We start from the raw sequence: 19,185 nt of genomic DNA on the forward strand, positions 1-19,185 counted from the left end.
GCCGCCGAAAGGCGGCCCCTTTTCGCATGAGGGCTCTCAGGCTTCGTTCACCGCCCAGAGGATCCGGAAGGGGTCGCGCACCTGGCCGTAGCGGTCGCCCCAGAACATCTGCTGGAACGGCATCACCACCTCGCAGCCGGCCGCCACGGCGCGGTCGAACCAGGCCTGGCCGTCCTCGACCACCAGGGTCAGGACGTAGTTGTCCGACGGATTGGCCGCATGCCCCTGTTCGGGGAACGGGTCGTTGAACATGATGGACCCGCCGTTGATCTCCATCTGCACGTGGATCAGCCGCTTGCCGTCGTCGGCCGCCATCCGGCCCAGGTCCTTGGCGCCGAAGGCCTTGGCGTAGAAGTCGGCCGCGGCGGCTGCGTTCTCGACCGTGAAATAGGGGATGACGCCGCGCATCACCTCCAGCGGCGGCGGGGCGGTTTCAGGGGCGATGTCGGTCATGGTCGTCTCCTTCGATCAAGGCTGCAGATCGACAGCGGCCTTAAGGCTGCCATCCATGTAGAAGGGCACGGAGGTGTGTTCGTGGACGATCCGCCAGGCGCCGCCCAGCTTGCGCAGCACCAGGGTCTGGCGGGCCCAGACGTCGGGCCTCTCGCCGTCGGCCTTCGTCCCGTGGATACGCAGGAAACCTCGGGTGACGGCCAGATGGCCGCTCTTGGTCACCCCCACTTCGCGGGTTTCATAGCCGATCGGGCCGCGCCAGGTGGCGAACCATCCTTCGAGGATCTCGCGGTTGGCGTCGGGCGAAACCGAGCGGGAGAGCGGCGGGGCGAGGTCGCAGATCACCGCGTCCGTCGCATAGGCCGCCGCCGCGGCTGCGGCGTCCTTTTCGCAGATCGCCTGCGCGAGGGCGTCGAGCACGGCCCGGATCTGAGCCTCATCGGCGCCGCCGAGGATGTCGTGAACGGTCATGGAGCTTCTCCCGCACTCGCGGCCCAGCGGCCGCCTCGATCCAAGGACGAAGCCGCATCCCGCCCGCCGACAGCGGGGAGAGAATTTTTCAGCCGTCGGCCAGGCGATCCAGGTGGATGCGGATATGGGCGGCCTCGGCCGCCGTGCCGGCCAGGGAGATGGCCTTGTCGAAAGCCTCGCGCGCCTGCGCCTTGCGGCCGAGTTGCAGAAGATAAGCGCCGCGCGCGCCGTGGAAGTGGAAATAGGCCGAGAGCCGAGATTCCAGCGGCTCGATCATCGCCAGCGCCGCCTCCGGCCCGGCCACCTTGGACACGGCGACGGAGCGGTTGAGCGTCACCACCGGCGAGGGCGCCACCTCCTCCAGGGCCGCATAGAGCCGCTCGATCTGGGGCCAGTCGGTCTCTTCCGGCCGCGCGGCGCGAGCGTGCAGGGCGGCGATCGCGGCTTGGATCTGGTAGGGGCCGCGCCGGGCATGCCGCACCGCCTTGTCGATCAGGGCCAGGCCCTCGGCGATCAGCTTGCGGTCCCACAGGCTGCGGTCCTGGTCTTCCAGCAGGACGGCCTGCCCCTCGGCGTCGAAGCGCGCCCTCGCCCGCGCGTGTTGCAGCAGCATCAGGGCGGTCAGGCCCATGATCTCCGGCTCGGTCTTGAAAAGCCGCAGCAGAAGGCGTCCGAGGCGGATCGCTTCCTCGCAAAGCGGCGCGCGGGCTTCAGCCTCGCCGCTCGGCGCCGAATAGCCTTCGTTGAAGACCAGGTAGATCATGGCCGCCACCGCGCCCAGACGTTCGGCCCGCTCCACCGGCCCGGGGGCCTCGAAGGGCGTGTCCGCCTGGGCGATGCGCGCCTTGGCCCGGGTGATCCGCTGCTCCATGGCGCTTTCGCCCACCAGGAAGGCGCGGGCGATCTGCGTCACCGAAAGCCCGGAGACGATGCGCAGGGCGAGCGCGATCTGCTGGGTCGCTGGAAGCTCCGGATGGCAGCAGATGAACAGCAGGCGCAGGACGTCGTCGCGATAGTCCGAGCCGTCCAGCCGCTCGGCCAGCGGCGCCTCGACATCCTCGAGGTCGGAGATCGCCTCCTCGGGCGGCAGGGCCTGGAACCTCTCGCGCCGGCGAACCGAGTCGATGGCTGCGTTGCGGCCCACCAGGATCAGCCAGCCGGTGGGATCGCGCGGCGGTCCGTTCTCCGGCCATTTCCGCAAGGCCCGCAGGCAGGCCTCCTGATAGGCCTCCTCGGCCATGTCGAGGTCCCGGAAGTAACGCAACAGGGCGCCCACGGCCTGGGGCCGCGCGGCGGCAAGCGCAGCGTGGATCCAGGCCAGGTCGCTCACGCCGCCACCTCTCCCGGCTTGAAGACCGCCAGCGGCCGAAGCTCGAACGAACCGGCCGAGGACGAGGCCCGCGCCAGGTCCTTGGCCGTCTCGATCGCCTCCTCCAGCGAGGCGCAGTCGACCACGTAGAAGCCCAGCAGCTGTTCCTTGGTCTCCGCGAAGGGGCCGTCGATCACCAGCGGCTCCTTGCCCTTGCGGACCGTGGTGGCGGCCGTGGTGGGCAGGAGGCGCGCCACGGGGCCCAGCCGTCCCTGGGCGGCCAGCTTGGTCTGGACGACCTCCAGCTTGGCGATGGCCGCCTCGTCCTCCTCCTTGGTCCAGGCGCCGACCACGTCTTCGGAGTCGTAGCAGAGAATGGCGTAGAGCATCGGCATCCTTCCTCGTCGTCTCTAAGGACGCCGGAGTATGCCCGCGCCCGACAGGAGATCTGCGAAAAAGTGCGCGCGCGCCGGCTTGACCGCCGCAGCGTCAGGGGCGCGCAATCGCCGGAAAACCCTCGGGAGGCGCCGCCATGGCCGAACTGACCTTCGACGACCTGATGTTCAAGCCCGGCCTGATGAAGGGCCAGCGCGTGCTAATCACCGGCGGCGGCACGGGCCTGGGCAAGGTGATGGCCGAGGCCTGCCTGATGCTGGGGGCGGAGGTCTATATCTGCGGCCGCCGCGGCGGCGTGGTCGAAGACGCCGCCAAGGACTTGATGGAGGCCCATGGCGGCAAGTGCGTGGGCCTGGCCTGCGACATCCGCGTGCCCGAAGCGATCTCCGAGATGCTGGACAGGATCTGGGCCGACGGCGGGCCGTTGACCGGTCTCGTCAACAACGCGGCCGGCAACTTCATCAGCCGCACCGAGGACCTGTCGCCCCGCGGCTTCGACGCCATCTCCAACATCGTCTTCCGCGGCGCCTTCTTCGTCACCCAGGAGTGCGGCAAGCGCTGGATCAGGGACAAGCAGAAGGCCTCGGTGGTCTCGATCCTGGTCACCTGGATCTGGAACGGCGGCCCCTATGTGGTGCCCTCGGCCATGTCCAAGGCGGGCGTTGCGGCCATGAGCCAGTCGCTGGCCGTGGAATGGGGATCCTACGGCATCCGCTTCAACAATATCGCGCCCGGTCCCTTCCCCACCGAAGGCATGAGCGCCCGGCTCAACCCCACCGACCGGCCGGAGAGCGGCGGAAACGCCTATGGCGACATGAGCGGCAATCCACTGGGCCGCGTCGGCAAGATGCCGGAGCTGGCGAACCTGGCTGTCTATCTGCTGGACCCGGGCTCGGAATATGTGAACGGCCAGACCATCGCCATCGACGGCGCCGCCTGGCAGGCCACGGGCGCGAACTTCTCGCGGCTGCGCGGATGGACCGACGATCAGTGGAAGGCCGCCCGCGAGGCGATCCAGGCCACCAACGCCAAGGACCGGGCCGCGCGGACGGTCTGATTGGCCCTCAGGGCCGGCCGGCCGGCGGGAACGGCTGACGCTGGCCGGCCTGCTTGTGGACCACGCCGCGGCGCATGACGAAGGTCGGGCGCTCCAGTTCCGTCACGTCGGCGAGCGGGCTCCTGGCCACGGCGATCAGGTCGGCGTCCTTGCCGGGCTCCAGGCTGCCCAGGGTGTCGGCGCGGCCGAGCAGTTCGGCGGCGTCCAGGGTCGCGGACTTGATCGCCTGGGCCGGCGTCATGCCGACGCTGGTCATCAGGGCGAACTCCTTGGCGTTGTCCCCGTGCGAGGAGACGCCGCTGTCGGTGCCGAAGGCGATCTTCACCCCCGCGGCGATGGCGCGGCGGTGGTTCTCCATGGCGGCCTTGGCGGCGACCTCCGCCTTCTCCAGGGTGGCGCGCGAGCGGGCGCCCGCGCGGGCCTGGGCCAGCGCCGCCTGGGGCGCGAGCATGGTCGGCACGAACCAGGCGCCGGCGCGCTTGAAGAGGGCGTCGGTCTCCTTGGTCCCGAAGGTGCCGTGCTCGATGGAATCGACGCCGGCGCGCAGGGCCGCATCGATGCCGTCGGTCCCGTGAGCGTGGGCTGCGACCTTGCGGCCGAACATGTGGGCCGTCTCGACGATGGCCTTCATCTCGTCGTCGAACATCTGGCGGCCCAGGCCGCCGGCGATGTTCGAGTTCACCCCGCCGGTGGCGGTGAACTTGATGACTTCGGCGCCTTGCGCGATCTGCGAGCGCACGGCGCGGCGACAGTCCTCCGGGCCGTTGCAGACGTTCTCCTGATGGGCGCGGGCGGCCGCGGTCATGTCGCGGTTGAGGTTGTTCGAGCCGTCGCCGTGGCCAGCGGTGATGGCGATGGCCCGGCCGGCCGGCACGATGGTGGGGCCGGCGATCAGCCCGTTATTGATTCCGTCGCGCAGGGCGGTGACGCTGCGGATGTCGGAGCCCAGGTCGCGGACGGTGGTGAAGCCGGCCTCCAGGGTGCGGCGGGCGTTGTCCACCCCGATGACGAAGTTGTCCTCGATGTCGCGGTTCGGCCCTTCCAGCCGGGCGCGCATCTTGTCGTCGTCGGAGAAGATATGGACGTGCATGTCGATCAGGCCCGGCAGCACGAACTGGTCCGACAGGTCGATCAGGTCCGCGCCGGCGGCCCCGGCCGCCTCGGCCGAGAGATGGCCGTCGCGAACGGCCTCGATCTTGCCGTTGCGCACCACCAGCGTGGAGGGGCCGCGCGGCGCCTGGCCGGGCCGGTCGAGCAGCCCCCCGGCGTGGATCACGCTGACCTGGGCGGCGGCCGGCGCGGCGGCGAACCCGAGCAATAGCGCCGAAAGGGTGGCGGCAAGGCGACGCATGAAAGAAACTCCCCCCGAAAGACAGCGCGCACTCTAGCCTGGGCCCCTGCGCCGTCCAGCCCGGAGCGCGTTCCGCAAGAGTGGACCCCGGTTTTGCGATCAGAACGCGCTCCAACTTTGAATCTCCAGGAGCCGCCATGCGCCAACAGCTCGCCCTCGTCACCCTGGTGGTGCGCGACTATGACGAGGCGATCGCCTTCTATGTCGGAAAGCTAGGCTTCGAACTCACCACCGATCGCCCGATGGGAACCAAGCGCTGGGTGGTGGTGACGCCGCCGGGCTCCTTGGCCGGGCTGCTGCTTGCCCAGGCGGCGAACGAGGGTCAGGCGGCGCGGATCGGCGATCCCACCGGTGGCCGCGTCGCCTTCTTCCTGCACACCGACGACTTCGACCGCGACCACGCCAGGATGACGGCGGCCGGCGTCCGCTTCCTGGAGGCGCCGCGGCGGGAGCCCTATGGGACCGTGGCGGTGTTCGAGGATCTCTATGGCGTCCGATGGGATCTGCTGCAGCCGAAGCTTGCGTCTTCTAGCCCGGAGGATGTTTGATCGCGGAAGCCGGCCAAGGCGTTGTCGGCCGATTTCAAGAGAACAGATTCATTAGGGAGACATTTCCATGAGCCAAGCCCGCATCAATCCCGACGGCCCTCTCAAGGGGCGCGTGGCCCTGGTCACCGGCGCCAGCCGCGGCATCGGCGAGGCGATCTGCGCCCGTCTGGCCATGGAAGGCGCCAGCGTGGTGGCCTCGGCCCGTACCGCCTCGGACGGCGAGAGCCGCCTGCCCGGCACGCTGGCCGACACCGTGGAGCGCATCAAGGCCGCCGGCGGCAAGGCGGCCTTCGTCAAGGCCGACCTGGCCCAGGCGATCGAGCGCGAGCGGCTGGTGGAAGAGGCCGAGGCGACGTTCGGCCCCATCGACATCCTGATCAACAACGCCGCCATCACCTACTTCATCCCGGTGGAGGAATTTCCGGAGAAGCGCTTCAAGCTGATGATGGAGGTGCAGGTCTATGCGCCTTTCCACCTGTCTCAGCTCGTCCTGCCGGGGATGAAGGCGCGCAAGTCGGGCTGGATCGTCAACATCTCCTCGCCGGCCGGCCTGCACCCGAAACAGCCCTATGGTCGCGGGCGCGGCGGCACGGTCTATGGCATGTGCAAGGCCGCCCTGGAGCGCTTCACCACGGGCCTGGCCTCCGAGGTCTATGACGACGGCATCGCCGTCAACGTGGTCTCGCCGGGCCTGGTGGATACGCCCGGCGTCGCCGTCCACGGCCTGATCAACGAGCAGTCCAAGGACCGGGTGCAGCCGATCGAATACATCGCCGAGGCCGTCTATCGCCTGGCTTCGGGCGATCCAAAGACCATGACCGGCCGCATCGACTATGCCGAGCCGTTCCTGAAGGAGCTGGCGGTCCAGCCCTCGGCCCTGGTGTAGCGGGGGCCCCTCCGTCTCGCCTGGCGGCGAGCCGCCTCCCCCAGCTGCGCCTTCGGCGCTGGGGGAGGAGGATCGGAAATCACGCCGCCGGCGCAGGGCGAGCGCGCTGGTTGTAGAGCAGCTTGCGGCGGCGCTCCTGCTCCTCGGGCGTGAGGCTCGCCGGGTCCTCGGCCGGGCCGGCGGTCACGGCCATGCCGCGCTCCACCGCCGGACGCGCGGAAAGCTCCTCGAACCAGCGCTTGAAGTACCTGAACTCGTCCAGGTCGATCCCCTGCTGCTTCCAGCCGACGGTCCAGGGATAGGAGATCATGTCGGCGATGGTGTAGGCCTCGCCGGCGATGTAGGGGCGGTCGTAGAGGCGGTTGTTCAGCACGCCGTAGAGCCGATGGACCTCGTCGTCGAACCGGCGGCGGGCATAGGTCAGGTCGCCGGCGCTCTCCGGCGCGCGGGCGAAGTGGCCCCGTTCGCCGGACTTCGGCCCCTGGTTGGCCATCTGCCACATGACCCACTGAATGGCTTCGTAACGGCCGCGCAGATCGGCCGGCAGGAAGCGGCCGTGCTTCTCCGCCAGGTACATCATGATCGCCCCGCTCTCGAACACGCTCACCGGGTCCCCGCCACCTGGCGGGTCGTGATCGACCAGGGCCGGCATGCGGTTGTTCGGCGAGATTCTCAGGAATTCCGGCTCGAACTGGTCGCCGCGGCCGATGTGGCAGGGGACGATCCGATAGGGGATTTCCAACTCCTCCAGGAGGATGGTCACCTTCTTGCCGTTTGGCGTCGGCCAGTAGTGCAGGTCGATCATGATCGCGCTCCGGGTTTCCTCTTCGCACTTAAGGCTAGGCGTCGCCGTCGGCGGCTCAATCCACAAATTCTGAAGGCGCTGCGGCGGAAAACCGCGCTCGGCCATACCGGTCCTTAACCAACCTGGCGCACAACGGCGGGCTAGGAAGGAGCATCCTCGTTGAAGACCTGCCTCGTCGTCGACGACAGCCGTGTCATCCGCAAGGTGGCCCGCCGGATCCTGGAGGACATCGGCTTCGAGATCGCCGAAGCGTCCGACGGGATGGAGGCGCTCGCCTGGTGCCGCGCGGCCATGCCCGACGCTGTGCTGGTCGACTGGAACATGCCGGTCATGACAGGGATCGAATTCCTGCGCCACCTGCGCCTGGAGCCGGGCGGCGAACGCCCGGCGGTGGTGTTCTGCACGGTGGAAAACGACCTGGCCCGTATCCGCGAAGCCCTGGACGCCGGCGCCGACGAATACATCATGAAGCCCTTCGACGGCGACATCATCGCCACCAAGTTCGCCCAGGTGGGACTGATATGAGGCCCGAAGACCGCGAACTGGTCGCCCAGCTCTGCGCGGCGCGCGCGGGGCTGAAGGTCGATCCGGAGAAGGCCTATCTGATCGAAAGCCGGCTCGCCTCGGTGGCCCGGCGCGAGGGCTTCGGCTCGGTGGTCGACCTGCTCACCATCCTGCGCGAGCGGCGGGAGGATCGACTGGCCTGGGCGATCGTCGAGGCCATGGCCTATTCGGAATCCAGCTTCTTCCGCGACCGCGCGCCCTTCGAGCTGTTCCGCAAGGAGGTTCTGCCCACCCTGGCGCGGGTGCGGGACGGCGAGCCGATCCGCATCTGGTCGGCCGGCTGCGGCGCCGGCCAGGAGATCTATTCCCTGGCCATGATCGTCGAGGAGGAGCACGCCGCCATTCCCGGCGCGCGGATCGAGCTGTTCGGCTCCGACCTCTCCGAACGGCTGCTGGAAAAGGCCCAGAGCGGCCTCTACACCCAGTTCGAAGTCCAGCGCGGCCTGCCTATCCGCGAGCTCGTGCGCCATTTCGAGCAGGCCGACGAGATGTGGGCCATTTCGCCGCGCATCCGCCAGATGGTGCGCTGGCGGCGCATCAACCTGGTGTCGGAATTCTCGGCCGCCGGCCGTTTCGACGTGGTCTTCTGCCGCTATCTGCTCGCGGGCCTGGTGGAGCCCATGAAGGCCCGGCTGCTGGAGAACCTGGCCCGGGCCCTGGCGCCGGACGGCTTCCTCTTCCTCGGGGAAGATGAGGCCGCCGACCATCTGACCGAAGCCTTCAAGCCGGTGCCGGGCCGCGCCGGCGTCTATGCTCGCAACCCGGCCTTCCGCGCAGCGGCTTGAAGGCCTCCCCTACGCCTTCACGAACGGCTGGCTGAGCGTCGGCTCACCGGTAATCGCCAGCAGCGCATTGGCCACCGCCGGCCCGATCACCGGGGTTCCTGGTTCGCCGACGCCGGTCGGCGCATCGCCAGAGGGGACGATATAGGTCTCCACCATCGGGGCCTCGCTGTTGCGCAGCACGCGGTAGGTGTCGAAGTTGGTCTGCTGGACGACCCCGTCGTCCAGGGTCACCTCCCCGAAAAGAGCGGCCGACAGACCGTAGCAGGTCCCGCCTTCCACCTGGGCTGCGATCTGATCGGGGGCGATGGCCGTGCCGCAGTGGATGGCGCTGACCACCCGGCCGACCTTCGGAACCCCATCCTCCAGCCTCACCTCGGCGATCTGGGCGACCACCGAGCCGAAGCTCTCGTGCACCGCGACCCCGCGGGTCCAGCCGGCCGGCGGGGGGCTGGACCAGCCGGCCCTCTCCGCCGCCAGGTTGAGGACGGCCAGATGCCGCTGGGCGCCGGCCTTCTCATAGAGGGCGCGGCGATATTCCACCGGGTCCTTGCCGGCCCGCCGGGCCAGCTGATCGATAGTGTGCTCCATCGCATAGGCGGTGTGGGTCGCGCCTACCGAGCGCCACCAAAGCACCGGCACGCCCGCCTCGGGCAGGATCACCTGGGCGTCCACCGCCGGCGTGGCCTTCAGGTAGACGGAGTCCTTGACCCCCTCGACGGCGGTCTCGTCGATCTCCGGTTCGCCCATGGGCGAACCCTTCATCAGAGACTGGGTGACCACCCGGTGGCGCCAGCTGGACGGATAGCCCTCGGCGTCGGTCGTCACCCGCACCCTGTGGTGGGCGATGGGACGGAAATAGCCGGCCGCCTGGTCGTCCTCCCGGGTCCAGACCAGCTTCACCGGCCGGTTCTTGCCGACCTTCTTGGCGATCTGGACGCACTCGGTCACGTAGTCGGACTGGAAAGTGGCCCGTCGGCCGAACGAGCCGCCGGCGAACAGGGTCTCGATCTCCACGGCGCCCGGCAGCATGCCGACGATCTTGGCCGTGTTGAGCTGGTCCAGCGTCGGGATCTGCGAGGCGAAGGTCAGCTTGGCCTTTCCGAAGCCGACCTGGGCGACGCAGTTCATCGGCTCCATGGTGGCGTGCGACAGGAAGGGGAAGTCGTAGGCGGTCTCGAACGCCTCGCCTTGCGCCGCCGCCACATCGCTCTTGGTCTCGAACACCTTCCACTCGACCTTCTCGGCCGGCTGGGCGCGGCCGGATGCGAGCGCCTTGTATTCCTCCAGGATCTGGGCCGACGAGCGGGTCTCGGCGGCCGACTCGTCCCAGGTCACCTTGAGCGCGTCGCGCCCCTGCTTGGCCGCCCAGGTGTTCTGCGCCACCACGGCGACCCCGCTGGGGATCTGGTAGACCTCGACCACGCCGGGGACCTTCTTCGCCTCGGTCGCATCGAAACTCGCCACCTTGGCCCCGAACTTCGGCGGATGGGCGACCATGGCGATCAGCATGTCGGGCAGCACCACGTCCTGGGTGAAGCGCGCGGTTCCGTCGGACTTGGCCTGCGCGTCCTTGCGGCGTACCCGGTCGGTCCCGATCAGGGTGAAGGCCTTGGGGTCCTTGAGCGTCGGAGTCGCCGGCGGGGTCACCTTGGCTGCATCGGGCAGGAGCTCGGCGAAGGTCGCCTGGCGACCGCTGGCGGCGTGGGCGACCACGCTGTCGCGGACCGAAAGCTCGCCGGCGGGCACGTTCCAACGCGCCGCGGCGGCCTGGACGAACATGGCCCGCGCCGAGGCGCCGGCCCTACGCAGTTGGTCCCAGGAATTGGCGATGGCCGAGGAGCCGCCCGTGCCCTGCACCCCCATGTTGGTGTTGGCGTAGACCTTGGCGATGGCCGGCGCCTGCTCGACCCGCACCTTGGTCCAGTCGGCGTCCAGCTCTTCGGCGACGATGGCCGCCAGGCCGGCATGGTTGCCCTGACCGAACTCGATGTGTTTCGAGACCACCGTCACCACGCCGTCGGGCGCGATCTTCACGAAGGGGCCGAAGGCGCCGAAATCGGTCTTGGCCCCCAGCGACAGGAGGTCCGCCGGCGAGCAGGCGCCGACCGCCAGGGCGCCGCCGACCATCGCCGCGCCCACCACCACGTCCCGGCGCGTGGCGCCGATATCCACATGCGCGTTCATCGCCGTCCTCCCGTTCAGGCCTGGGCCGGCGCGGCCGGGGCCGCCGCCGCGTCCTTGATGGCCGCGCGGATTCGTTGGTAGGTCCCGCAGCGGCAGATGTTGCCGTCCATCGCTGCATCGATGTCGGCGTCGGTCGGGCGGGGGTTGGTCTGCAGCAGCGCCACGGCCGACATGATCTGGCCGGACTGGCAATAGCCGCACTGGGCCACGTCGTGACGCACCCAGGCCTGCTGGACTGGATGGTCGCCGCCCAGCCCCTCGATGGTCAGGATCTTCACGCCGTCCACGGCGGAAAGGGGGATGGAGCAGGAACGGATCGGCTGGCCGTCCGCCAGCACCGTGCAAGCGCCGCACAGGGCGACGCCGCAGCCGTACTTTGTTCCCGTGAGCCCGGCCGCATCCCGCAAAACCCAGAGGAGCGGCGTGTCCGGCGCGGCCTCCACCGTCAGCGGCTTTCCGTTCACGTCCAGCGTCGTGGCCATGCTTCCCTCCCCGATCTGGAATGGCGACCGATCTTAACAGCGTTTAGCTGGCGCCGTAAGTGGCGCTCCGTCAAGCCCGCGGCTAGATATCGACCGAGCACCCTCGGAGATGCGCATGACCCGCCTGTTCGCCGCCCTTGCGGCTCTCGCCCTTCTGCCCGCCGCCGCCCAGGCCGCCGACGGGGGGCGGGTGTTCCAACTGCAATGCCGGACCTGCCATGGCGCGGCGTCCACCGCCATGGGGCCGGCGCTGGACGGAGTGGCGGGCGCGAAGATCGCCGCCCGCGCCGACTTCGCCTATTCCAAGGCGCTGAAGGCCAAGGAAGGGACCTGGACCGACGCGGCGCTGGACGCCTATCTGGCCGCCCCGCTGAAGTTCGCACCTGGCGGGCGCATGACCACGGCGGTGGCCAATCCCGCCGATCGGGCGGCGGTGATCGACTACCTGAAGGCCCTGAAGTGAGGCAGCTCTAGCGCATGGACGCTTTTCCGGCCTTCTTCCCCCTTGCGGGCGCGCGGATCGTGATCGCGGGTTCGGGCGAGCCGGCCGAGGCCAAGGCGCGGCTGTTCGAAGGCTCCCCCGCCGTGGTGGAGCGGATCGACGGCCCCCAGGCCTTCGTGGCCGGGACCTATGCGGGCGCAAGGCTCGCCTTCGTGGCCAGCGCCGACGACGGCTTCGCCCAGGCGGCCGCCCGGGCCGCCCGTTCGGCGGGGGTGCCGGTCAACGTGGTCGACCGCCCCCAGCTTTGCGACTTCACGACGCCCGCCGTGATCGACCGCGGCGAGGTGGTGGCCGCCATCGGCACCGGCGGGGCCTCGCCCATGCTGGCGACCCTGCTGCGTCACGACATCGAACAGCGCGTGCCGGAAGGCGCCGGCCGGGTGGCGGCGCTCTTCCGCCTGCACCAGGACGAGGTGCGTCAGGCCCTTCCGAAACTGAACGAACGCCGCGCCTTCTTGCGCGACGCACTGGCCGGTCCCGCCGCCCAGGCGGCTCTGGACGGGGACATGGAGCGGGCCGGCGAACTGCTGCGGCGGGCGCTCGAGCAGCGGAGCGCCGCTGCGGGCGCCGTGCAGTACGTGGACGGCTCGGGCCCCGCGGACCTGCTCACCCTGCGCGCCAGCCGCGCGCTCGCCGCCGCCGACCTGCTGGCCCCGGACGCCGGAGTGGATCCGGCGGTGATGGCCATGGCCCGTCGCGACGCGGAGCGGATCTCTCCCGACGAGAGGACGCCCGAACGCCTGGCGGCGCTGGCGGCCGAAGGCTTGAGAGTCCTGCGGATCACCGCGGGGCCCCCGCCCGCCGCCGAGATCGAGGCGCTCGCCGCGGCGGGGGTGTCGGCCGAGATCCTGCCGGTAGGCCAGGCCTGAAGGGTCAGTCGATCGGCCGCCCCTTGGTCTCCGGCAGCATGAACAAGCAGACCACCACGCTGATGGCGGTGAAGAGGAAGGGGTACCAGAGGCCGGAATAGATATCGCCCGTCGCCGTCACGATGGCGAAGGCGGAGAAGGGCACGAACCCGCCGATCCAGCCTGTGCCGATGTGATAGGGCAGCGAGAGCGCCGTGTAGCGCACCCGGGTGGGGAAGAGCTCCACCAGGGCCGCGGCCATCGGCCCGTAGAGGGCCGTGGCCGCCACCACGAACAGCATCAGCACGCCGAACACCGCCACGAGGTTCACCCGCTCCGGATCGGCCGTGGCCGGATAACCGTTGGCGGCGAGCGCAGCCTTGACCTCGGACTCCACACCAGCCCTGGCGGCCTTCAGGTCCGCGGGCGGAAGGCGCGTGCCGTCGAGCGAGGCCACGGCGCTCTCGCCCACCAGCACCCGGGCCGGCGTTCCGGCCGGGGCGGCGCGGTTCTCATAGGACACGCCGGCGTTGGCGAGGATGGTCTTGGCGATGTCGCAGGAGGTGGCGAAGGTCGCCTTGCCGACGGGGTCGAACTGCAGCGAACAATCGGCGGGGTCGGCGACCACCACGACCGGCGTGCGCGCCTGCGCCTCGGCCAGGGCCGGGTTCGCCGCCCGCGACATGGCGTGGAAGGCCGGGAAGAAGGCGACCAGCGCCAGGGTCATGCCGAACCACATCACCCACTTTCGGCCGATGCGGTCGGACAGCCAGGCGAAGAAGACGTAGAGCGGCGCGCTGGCGATGGTGGCGGCGATCATCAGCATGTTCACCGTGGCCGGTTCCACCTTCAGGAACCGCTCCAGGAACACCTGTGAATAGAAGAAGGCCGTGTACCAGACCGCGCCCTGGGCGCTCATGAAGGCGAAGAGGACCAGTAGGACGATCTTCAGGTTCGACCACCGGCCGAAGGCTTCCGCCAGCGGGGCCTTGGTGGCCTCGCCCGCATCCTTCAGCCGCTTGAAGGTCGGGCTCTCCGACAGTTTCAGCCGCATGAAGATCGAGATGGCCAGCAGGCCTGCGGACACCAGGAAGGGAATGCGCCAGCCCCAGGCGGCGAAGGCGTCTTCGCCGACGATGGTCCGGGTGGCCAGGATCACCAGCAGCGCGCCCACCAGGCCGAAGGCGGCCGAGGTCTGGATCCACCCGGTGTATTCGCCCCGCCGGTTCGAAGGTGCGTGCTCGGCCACATAGATCGCAGCCCCGCCATACTCCCCGCCCAAGGCCAGCCCTTGCAGGATGCGCAGCACGATGAGCAGCGCAGGCCCGATCATGCCGGCCTGTTCGTAGGTGGGCAGGAGCCCGATGGCGAAGGTGGCGCCGCCCATCAGGGTGACGGTGATCAGGAAGGCGCCCTTGCGCCCCGCCTTGTCGCCGATCCGCCCGAAGATGATCGCGCCCAGCGGTCGGAAGGCGAAGCCCGCGCCGAACAGGGCGAGTGCGGCGATCAGGCCGGCGGTGTCGTTGAGGGCGGCGAAGAAGTTCCGGGAGATGATCGTCGCCATCGTCCCGAAGATGAAGAAGTCGTACCACTCGAAGGCGGTGCCGGCGGAAGAGGCCACCACCACCGTCCGCATGGAGGGCCCCTTGGCCGCCTCGTCCTTCACCGATCCGTCCGCGGCGACTTCCGCCATGCTCTCTTCCCCCCGTTCAGGCTTTCGCCCCCTGTAGCATCGTCGGGGGAAGGGGCGGAAGGTGGGGCGTCAGAGCGCGTTCCGCAAAAGTGGAACCCGGTTTTGCGATTAGAACGCGCTCAAACTTTTGAATCGAGATCACGATTCAACGATCGGACGATTCCGTCCGACCGCATCGTGATCTAGGCCGCGTCGCTCTCGACCTGGCTCAAGCGCGCGATCTCGGCGATCAAGGCGGCCGGGGCGATGGGCTTGCCCACCACGCCGTCCATGCCCGCCTGCAGATAGGCGGCGTGCTGGTGGGCCAGCACATTGGCGGTGAGCGCGATGATCGGGGTCGCGGCTGCGGGCGATTCCAGGGTGCGGATGCGGCGGGTGGCTTCCAGGCCGTCCATCCCCGGCATCTGCACGTCCATGAGGATGAGATCGACCTGGCCGCGCGCGGCGGCGGCCACGCCGGCGGCGCCGTCCTCGGCCGTCTCCACCGCCGCGCCCAGCTTTTCCAGAAGCTTGGTGGCGATCAGGCGATTGGTCGGATTGTCCTCCACCACCAGCACCCGCAGGCCTTCGAGGCAGGCCTCGCCCACCTCCGCCTCGGCGGCGACGGCCTGCGCCGGGGGCGCGGCGATCTCCAGCCAGAATACCGATCCGACGCCTTCGGTGGAGGCGAAGCCCACCTCCCCGCCCAGCATCTCCGCCAATCGCCGGGTGATGGCCAGCCCCAAGCCCGAGCCGCCGAACCGTCGGGTGGTGGAGGCGTCGCCCTGGTCGAAGCGCTGGAAGATCCGCGGTTGCACGGCCTCGGGGATGCCCACGCCGGTGTCGGCCACCTCCAGCCGCAGCCTCGGCCCCTCCGGCGACGCCTTGATCATGGCGCGGATCGCCACCTGGCCCTTCAGGGTGAACTTCACAGCGTTGCCGACCAGGTTGAACAGGCCCTGGCGCAGGCGCACCGGGTCGGTCATCGCCCAGCCGAGCTCGCCATATGTCTCCACGACGAGGTTCAGCCCCTTGGCCGCCGCCTGAGGCCGCAGCAGCCGCGCCACGCCTTCGACCAGCGCGTCCAAGTCCACCGGCTCGGCGTTGAGCTCGAGCCGGCCCGCCTCAATCTTGGAGAAGTCGATCACGTCGTCCAAGAGCTCGGCCAGCATCCGGCCGCAGGAGAGCGCCTCGTCCAGCATCCGGCGCCCCTCCTCGGAGAGCGGCTCGTCCTTCAGCAGGTGCAGCACGCCCATCACGCCGTTCATCGGCGTACGGATCTCGTGACTCATATTGGCGAGGAAGGCGGCCTTGGCCTCGCTAGCGGCCTGCGCGGCCCGCTGAGCCTCGATCAGGGCCAGTTCCTGCCGCTTGCGCTCATCGAAGTCCTGCACCATGCCCACGCCCTTGAGGGGCCGGCCGTTGCGGTCGCGCTTCAGGCGGTGAAAGACGCGCATCCAGCGTACGGCGCCGTTTCCGGTGATCACCCGGGCCTCGAACGTGTCGCCGGGGTTTTCCCGATCGTCGCGGATCTTGAGGAACGACTCGCGCACGTGCTGGACGTCGGCGGGGTGGAAGCGGGGAAACTGCAGGCGCTGGGCCTCCTCGTACCCCGCCGCCGCGCCACCGAAGAGCCGCTTGTACTCCGGCGAGACCCAGAAGGTCTTCGACTGGTGGTCTATCTCGTAGACCCCGGCCTGGGCGGCCTCGAGGGCCAGTTTCAACCGCCGGGCGTTCTGCTGGGCCTCCTTGCGCGCCTTGGCCAGGGGCGAGACGTCGTCCACATAGGCCAGCACGCCGCGCACGCGCCCGCCGCCGTCGCGCCAGGGGCGCACCTCCCACCGCACCCACCGCTTGCCGAGCCGGCCATGGGTGAAGCTGTCCTCCTCGCGGTGCACCACCTCACCGGCCAGCGCCTGCCGCTGAGCGGCGACCAGGCGTTTGGGAACGATCGGGAAGGCTTCCTCGATGGTGCGGCCTACATAGTCGTGCTCCTCCACCCCGAAGGCCCGCCGCCAGCTGGCCGAAGCCACGTGGCAGCGCAGCTGGCGGTCGAACATGGCTACCGCAAAGGGGGCGTCCTCGATGAGCTGCCGCACGTGGCGTTCGCCCCGGCGTGCGGCGTCACGGGCCTCGGCCAGTTCGCTGACGTGCTGCGAAAGGCCCTTCAGCGCGAAGGCCCCGCCTGGGCGCGGCTCGGACCGGAACGTGGCGCGCCAGTGGGTCCAGCGGCCGTTCTTCGCCCGCATCCGGTGTTCGAGAACGCGGGCCTCGCCCTTCACGGTCCCGGCGACGAAGGCGTCCAGCACCTTGGCGCGTTCTGAGGGATGAAGCAGGGCCTCGAAGGCGGCGCTGTCGGGAATGTCGTCGGGGGCGTAGCCGAGCACCGAGAGGATATCGGGCGACCATACGACGCGGTCCGTGTCCGGGTCGTAGGACCAGGTTCCGACGCCGGCGGCCTGGGACAGCATCTGACCGGTGCGGCGCGCCTCCTCCAGTTCGGCTTCACGCTCGCGCTCTTCCGTGGCGTCGCGGATCACGCCGATGATGTGGTCGTCCTCGGTGAGCTGGGAGCGCCCCTCGAACCAGCGCCAGGCGCCGTCCTTCATCAGCACGCGGGTGACGGAATCGCTGACCCCGAAAGCGGAGAGCCGCGCCAGGTGGGCGGCGATGGCCTCATCGTCGCCGGGATTGAGCACCTCGCGCGCCGGGCGGCCGATCACCTCGGCCTCGGTCCAGCCGGTGGCGCGCTCGAAGGCGGGGTTCACCAGCTTGAAGCGCCGGTCGGCGCCCAGGACGAACATGATCTCTCGGCTGTTGTCGAACAGCCACCGGACCATGGCGTCCGGCTCCACGGGCGTCGCGCGCCCCGGATCGACGGGCATGCCGGGCTCCCCCAAAATTTCGGGGGAAGACTAGGCCGAGTGCGGTAAACGCAAGGTTCGAGCTGCGGCGTTTTGGCGCGCAGGGCGCCGGTTATCCACAATCAGAAGGCGTTTTCCCCCGTGATGGCCCGGCCCAGGATCAGGGCGTGGACATCGTGGGCCCCTTCATAGGTGTTCACGGTCTCCAGATTCGCCGCATGGCGCATCACGTGATAGTCGCCGGAGATGCCGTTGCCGCCATGGATGTCGCGGGCCTCGCGGGCGATGGCGAGCGCCTTGCCGCAATTGTTGCGCTTCATCAGGCTGATGGCTTCCGGAACCCAGGCGCCCTGGTCGATCAGGCGGCCCAGCGCCAGCGCGCCTTCGAAGCCCAACGCGATCTCGGTCTGCATGTCGGCCAGTTTCTTCTGCACCAACTGGCGGGCGGCCAGCGGCTTTCCGAACACCTTTCGGGTGGCGACGTAATCGCGGCTGGCGTGAAGGCAGAACTCCGCCGCGCCCATGGCGCCCCAGGCGATGCCATAGCGCGCCTTGTTCAGGCACGAGAACGGCCCCCGCAGTCCCGAGACGCCCGGCAGCATCATGTCTTCCGGCACGAACACCTCGTCGAGGGCGATCTCGCCGGTGACCGAGGCGCGCAGGGAGAGCTTGTTCTGGATCTTCGGCGTCGCGAAGCCTTTCGCCCCGCGGTCGACGAGGAAGCCGCGGATGGTCCCGTCCAGCTTGGCCCAGACCAGCGCCACGTCCGCGATCGGGGAATTGGTGATCCACATCTTCGAGCCCGAGAGCTCGTAGCCGCCGGCGACCTTGCGGGCGACGGTGCGCATGGAGGCCGGGTCGGAGCCGCCATCGGCCTCGGTCAGGCCGAAGCAACCAACGATCTCGCCACGGGCCATGCCAGGCAGGTACTTCCGCTTCTGCTCCTCCGAGCCGAAGGCGTAGATCGGGTACATCACCAGCGAGGACTGCACGCTCATGGCCGAGCGGTAGCCGGAATCGATCGCCTCGATCTCCCGGGCGATCAATCCGTAGGCCACGTGATTGACGCTGGCCCCGCCGTACTCCTCCGGCAGGGTGGGGCCTAGGAAGCCCAGCGCGCCCATCTCGGTCATGATCTCTCGGTCGAACCGTTCTTCGGCGAAGGCCGAGACCACCCGGGGCAGCAGCTTTTCGCGCGCATAGGCCCGGGCGCTTTCCCAGACCATACGCTCGTCCTCCGAGAGGCGGGAGACGAGGTCCAGCGGGTCTTCCCAGTCGAAGGTTTTCGGGCTGTCGCCGGAATCGAGGGCCATGGCGGGCGTTCCTTGCACAAGATCGCCGCCTTATGGCTCCATTTTCCGGGCGGGGGTAGGCGCCGTTCGGGCAAAAAAGGAGGCGGCCTTTTGAAGGACCGCCTCGCCAAGTCTGCATCATCGAGAAAAGGGGTGCGGAGACGGCAGGCTGGCATGGTCGCCAGCCTCAAGTCGGGGGGGGCGTCGCCGCCTCCGCATCCCGATAAACACGCCCCGGATTCGAATGTTCCGGGCTGGGTTCAAAAATTTTTTCCGGATGGTTAGCGCGCGGTTTTCCCTGTCGGCGCCACCGGCGGCATGGCGTGGAATTCGGCGCGGGTCAGCGGCGCGCGCACGCCCTGCGGCGTGACCTCCAGGGCGTCGGCGGAAAGGCTGCGCGGCCCGGCGGCCGGAATGCCGGCGGGGCGGACGAGGACCTGCAGGGGGCGTCCATCGGGCGCGCGGATCACCCGCTCCACCCGGCCCAGGACGCGGCCGTCGGCCGCCAGCACGGGTCGGCCTTCCAGCGCCTCGGCCGGCTGCGCGCGAGCGGCTGCGACGGCGAGGCCTGCGGCGGCCGCGCAGACCGCCGCCATTACAGTCAGGCGGATCGCCGTGAACCTTCTCATGCCCTACGAACCGGGCGGCGGCCGACCGGTTCCCCACGCCGCGTGGAACAGCGAAGCCTCGGGGGGCGTTGTCCATGCAAGCGGGCG

The 19,185-nt window shown here is 69.5% G+C and carries 19 protein-coding genes; 7 read left to right on the forward strand and 12 right to left on the reverse strand.

Annotated elements, in window-relative coordinates; all coding sequences use genetic code 11:
• Positions 1-36: 36 nt before the first annotated feature.
• The 4 genes from ACK41C_RS03285 to ACK41C_RS03300 all read right to left on the reverse strand — a co-directional run bounded on the left by ACK41C_RS03285 (position 37) and on the right by ACK41C_RS03300 (position 2,622).
• Positions 37-453 (reverse strand): VOC family protein, encoded by a 417-nt coding sequence (locus ACK41C_RS03285; protein ID WP_409650448.1) that lies wholly within the window; start codon positions 451-453, stop codon positions 37-39.
• A 15-nt stretch (positions 454-468) separates the two neighbouring features.
• The gene (locus tag ACK41C_RS03290; protein ID WP_409650450.1) at positions 469-924 is read right to left on the reverse strand and encodes a YybH family protein; all 456 of its coding nucleotides are present in this window, start codon (positions 922-924) and stop codon (positions 469-471) included.
• Between the two features lie 88 nt (positions 925-1,012).
• The gene (locus tag ACK41C_RS03295; RefSeq protein WP_409650452.1) at positions 1,013-2,254 is read right to left on the reverse strand and encodes an RNA polymerase sigma factor; all 1,242 of its coding nucleotides are present in this window, start codon (positions 2,252-2,254) and stop codon (positions 1,013-1,015) included.
• Positions 2,251-2,622 carry a YciI family protein gene (locus ACK41C_RS03300; protein WP_409650454.1) on the reverse strand — a complete coding sequence of 124 codons (372 nt, stop codon included), beginning with the start codon at positions 2,620-2,622 and terminating at the stop codon, positions 2,251-2,253. The genes ACK41C_RS03295 and ACK41C_RS03300 overlap by 4 nt, the downstream gene beginning before the upstream one ends.
• A 143-nt stretch (positions 2,623-2,765) precedes the next feature.
• On the opposite strand from ACK41C_RS03300, the gene ACK41C_RS03305 reads away from it, so the two are divergent.
• Positions 2,766-3,686, forward strand: a complete 921-nt coding sequence (locus ACK41C_RS03305; protein WP_409650456.1) for an SDR family oxidoreductase — start codon at positions 2,766-2,768, stop codon at positions 3,684-3,686.
• A gap of 7 nt (positions 3,687-3,693) precedes the next feature.
• Here the strand turns inward: ACK41C_RS03305 and ACK41C_RS03310 are convergent, their stop codons facing one another.
• Complete coding sequence (locus tag ACK41C_RS03310) at positions 3,694-5,037, reverse strand: amidohydrolase family protein (RefSeq protein WP_409650458.1); 1,344 nt, start codon at positions 5,035-5,037, stop codon at positions 3,694-3,696.
• 137 nt (positions 5,038-5,174) lie between these two features.
• Between ACK41C_RS03310 and ACK41C_RS03315 the strand changes: the two genes are divergently transcribed.
• Both ACK41C_RS03315 and ACK41C_RS03320 read left to right on the forward strand, forming a co-directional pair.
• Positions 5,175-5,585: a VOC family protein gene (locus tag ACK41C_RS03315; protein WP_409650460.1), complete on the forward strand. Its 411-nt coding sequence runs from the start codon at positions 5,175-5,177 to the stop codon at positions 5,583-5,585.
• Between the two features lie 67 nt (positions 5,586-5,652).
• The gene (locus ACK41C_RS03320; protein WP_409650462.1) at positions 5,653-6,471 is read left to right on the forward strand and encodes an SDR family NAD(P)-dependent oxidoreductase; all 819 of its coding nucleotides are present in this window, start codon (positions 5,653-5,655) and stop codon (positions 6,469-6,471) included.
• Positions 6,472-6,550: 79 nt separating this feature from the next.
• Here the strand turns inward: ACK41C_RS03320 and ACK41C_RS03325 are convergent, their stop codons facing one another.
• On the reverse strand, positions 6,551-7,276 hold the full coding sequence (locus ACK41C_RS03325; RefSeq protein WP_409650464.1) for a glutathione S-transferase N-terminal domain-containing protein: 726 nt from the start codon (positions 7,274-7,276) through the stop codon (positions 6,551-6,553).
• Positions 7,277-7,435: 159 nt separating this feature from the next.
• Between ACK41C_RS03325 and ACK41C_RS03330 the strand changes: the two genes are divergently transcribed.
• Positions 7,436-7,801, forward strand: a complete 366-nt coding sequence (locus ACK41C_RS03330; RefSeq protein ID WP_409650466.1) for a PleD family two-component system response regulator — start codon at positions 7,436-7,438, stop codon at positions 7,799-7,801.
• Positions 7,798-8,625, forward strand: coding sequence for a CheR family methyltransferase (locus ACK41C_RS03335; RefSeq protein WP_409650468.1), 828 nt, complete (start codon positions 7,798-7,800; stop codon positions 8,623-8,625). The genes ACK41C_RS03330 and ACK41C_RS03335 overlap by 4 nt, the downstream gene beginning before the upstream one ends.
• A gap of 9 nt (positions 8,626-8,634) precedes the next feature.
• Here the strand turns inward: ACK41C_RS03335 and ACK41C_RS03340 are convergent, their stop codons facing one another.
• Together ACK41C_RS03340 and ACK41C_RS03345 are read right to left on the reverse strand one after the other, a co-directional pair.
• Positions 8,635-10,809, reverse strand: a complete 2,175-nt coding sequence (locus ACK41C_RS03340) for a molybdopterin cofactor-binding domain-containing protein (RefSeq protein ID WP_409650470.1) — start codon at positions 10,807-10,809, stop codon at positions 8,635-8,637.
• Positions 10,810-10,823: 14 nt separating this feature from the next.
• Entirely contained in the window at positions 10,824-11,291 is a 468-nt protein-coding gene (locus tag ACK41C_RS03345) for a (2Fe-2S)-binding protein (RefSeq protein ID WP_409650472.1), read from the reverse strand.
• Positions 11,292-11,406: 115 nt separating this feature from the next.
• Here ACK41C_RS03345 and ACK41C_RS03350 point away from each other — a divergent pair, with 115 nt between their 5' ends.
• Both ACK41C_RS03350 and ACK41C_RS03355 read left to right on the forward strand, forming a co-directional pair.
• On the forward strand, positions 11,407-11,754 hold the full coding sequence (locus ACK41C_RS03350; protein WP_409650474.1) for a c-type cytochrome: 348 nt from the start codon (positions 11,407-11,409) through the stop codon (positions 11,752-11,754).
• Positions 11,755-11,768: 14 nt separating this feature from the next.
• On the forward strand, positions 11,769-12,662 hold the full coding sequence (locus ACK41C_RS03355) for a bifunctional precorrin-2 dehydrogenase/sirohydrochlorin ferrochelatase (protein ID WP_409650476.1): 894 nt from the start codon (positions 11,769-11,771) through the stop codon (positions 12,660-12,662).
• A 4-nt stretch (positions 12,663-12,666) separates the two neighbouring features.
• On the opposite strand, the gene ACK41C_RS03360 is transcribed toward ACK41C_RS03355, so the two are convergent.
• The 4 genes from ACK41C_RS03360 to ACK41C_RS03375 all read right to left on the reverse strand — a co-directional run bounded on the left by ACK41C_RS03360 (position 12,667) and on the right by ACK41C_RS03375 (position 19,098).
• Entirely contained in the window at positions 12,667-14,334 is a 1,668-nt protein-coding gene (locus ACK41C_RS03360; protein ID WP_409650478.1) for an MFS transporter, read from the reverse strand.
• A gap of 182 nt (positions 14,335-14,516) precedes the next feature.
• Complete coding sequence (locus ACK41C_RS03365; protein ID WP_409650480.1) at positions 14,517-17,198, reverse strand: PAS domain S-box protein; 2,682 nt, start codon at positions 17,196-17,198, stop codon at positions 14,517-14,519.
• 101 nt (positions 17,199-17,299) lie between these two features.
• Positions 17,300-18,490 (reverse strand): acyl-CoA dehydrogenase, encoded by a 1,191-nt coding sequence (locus tag ACK41C_RS03370; protein WP_409650482.1) that lies wholly within the window; start codon positions 18,488-18,490, stop codon positions 17,300-17,302.
• 260 nt (positions 18,491-18,750) lie between these two features.
• Positions 18,751-19,098, reverse strand: a complete 348-nt coding sequence (locus tag ACK41C_RS03375; protein ID WP_409650484.1) for a hypothetical protein — start codon at positions 19,096-19,098, stop codon at positions 18,751-18,753.
• Positions 19,099-19,185 lie beyond the last annotated feature (87 nt).

It is taken from the genome of Phenylobacterium sp. (assembly GCF_046290725.1).
In the GTDB taxonomy this organism is placed as follows: Bacteria; Pseudomonadota; Alphaproteobacteria; order Caulobacterales; family Caulobacteraceae; genus Phenylobacterium.

Coding starts and splice junctions, on each gene's coding strand:
- ACK41C_RS03345 (WP_409650472.1), bottom strand. CDS start 11,291: ATGGCCACGACGCTGGACGTGAACGGAAAGCCGCTGACGGTGGAGGCC.
- ACK41C_RS03315 (WP_409650460.1), top strand. CDS start 5,175: ATGCGCCAACAGCTCGCCCTCGTCACCCTGGTGGTGCGCGACTATGAC.
- ACK41C_RS03335 (WP_409650468.1), top strand. CDS start 7,798: ATGAGGCCCGAAGACCGCGAACTGGTCGCCCAGCTCTGCGCGGCGCGC.
- ACK41C_RS03360 (WP_409650478.1), bottom strand. CDS start 14,334: ATGGCGGAAGTCGCCGCGGACGGATCGGTGAAGGACGAGGCGGCCAAG.
- ACK41C_RS03285 (WP_409650448.1), bottom strand. CDS start 453: ATGACCGACATCGCCCCTGAAACCGCCCCGCCGCCGCTGGAGGTGATG.
- ACK41C_RS03355 (WP_409650476.1), top strand. CDS start 11,769: ATGGACGCTTTTCCGGCCTTCTTCCCCCTTGCGGGCGCGCGGATCGTG.
- ACK41C_RS03340 (WP_409650470.1), bottom strand. CDS start 10,809: ATGAACGCGCATGTGGATATCGGCGCCACGCGCCGGGACGTGGTGGTG.
- ACK41C_RS03375 (WP_409650484.1), bottom strand. CDS start 19,098: ATGAGAAGGTTCACGGCGATCCGCCTGACTGTAATGGCGGCGGTCTGC.
- ACK41C_RS03370 (WP_409650482.1), bottom strand. CDS start 18,490: ATGGCCCTCGATTCCGGCGACAGCCCGAAAACCTTCGACTGGGAAGAC.
- ACK41C_RS03350 (WP_409650474.1), top strand. CDS start 11,407: ATGACCCGCCTGTTCGCCGCCCTTGCGGCTCTCGCCCTTCTGCCCGCC.
- ACK41C_RS03300 (WP_409650454.1), bottom strand. CDS start 2,622: ATGCTCTACGCCATTCTCTGCTACGACTCCGAAGACGTGGTCGGCGCC.
- ACK41C_RS03305 (WP_409650456.1), top strand. CDS start 2,766: ATGGCCGAACTGACCTTCGACGACCTGATGTTCAAGCCCGGCCTGATG.
- ACK41C_RS03290 (WP_409650450.1), bottom strand. CDS start 924: ATGACCGTTCACGACATCCTCGGCGGCGCCGATGAGGCTCAGATCCGG.
- ACK41C_RS03325 (WP_409650464.1), bottom strand. CDS start 7,276: ATGATCGACCTGCACTACTGGCCGACGCCAAACGGCAAGAAGGTGACC.
- ACK41C_RS03320 (WP_409650462.1), top strand. CDS start 5,653: ATGAGCCAAGCCCGCATCAATCCCGACGGCCCTCTCAAGGGGCGCGTG.
- ACK41C_RS03365 (WP_409650480.1), bottom strand. CDS start 17,198: ATGCCCGTCGATCCGGGGCGCGCGACGCCCGTGGAGCCGGACGCCATG.
- ACK41C_RS03310 (WP_409650458.1), bottom strand. CDS start 5,037: ATGCGTCGCCTTGCCGCCACCCTTTCGGCGCTATTGCTCGGGTTCGCC.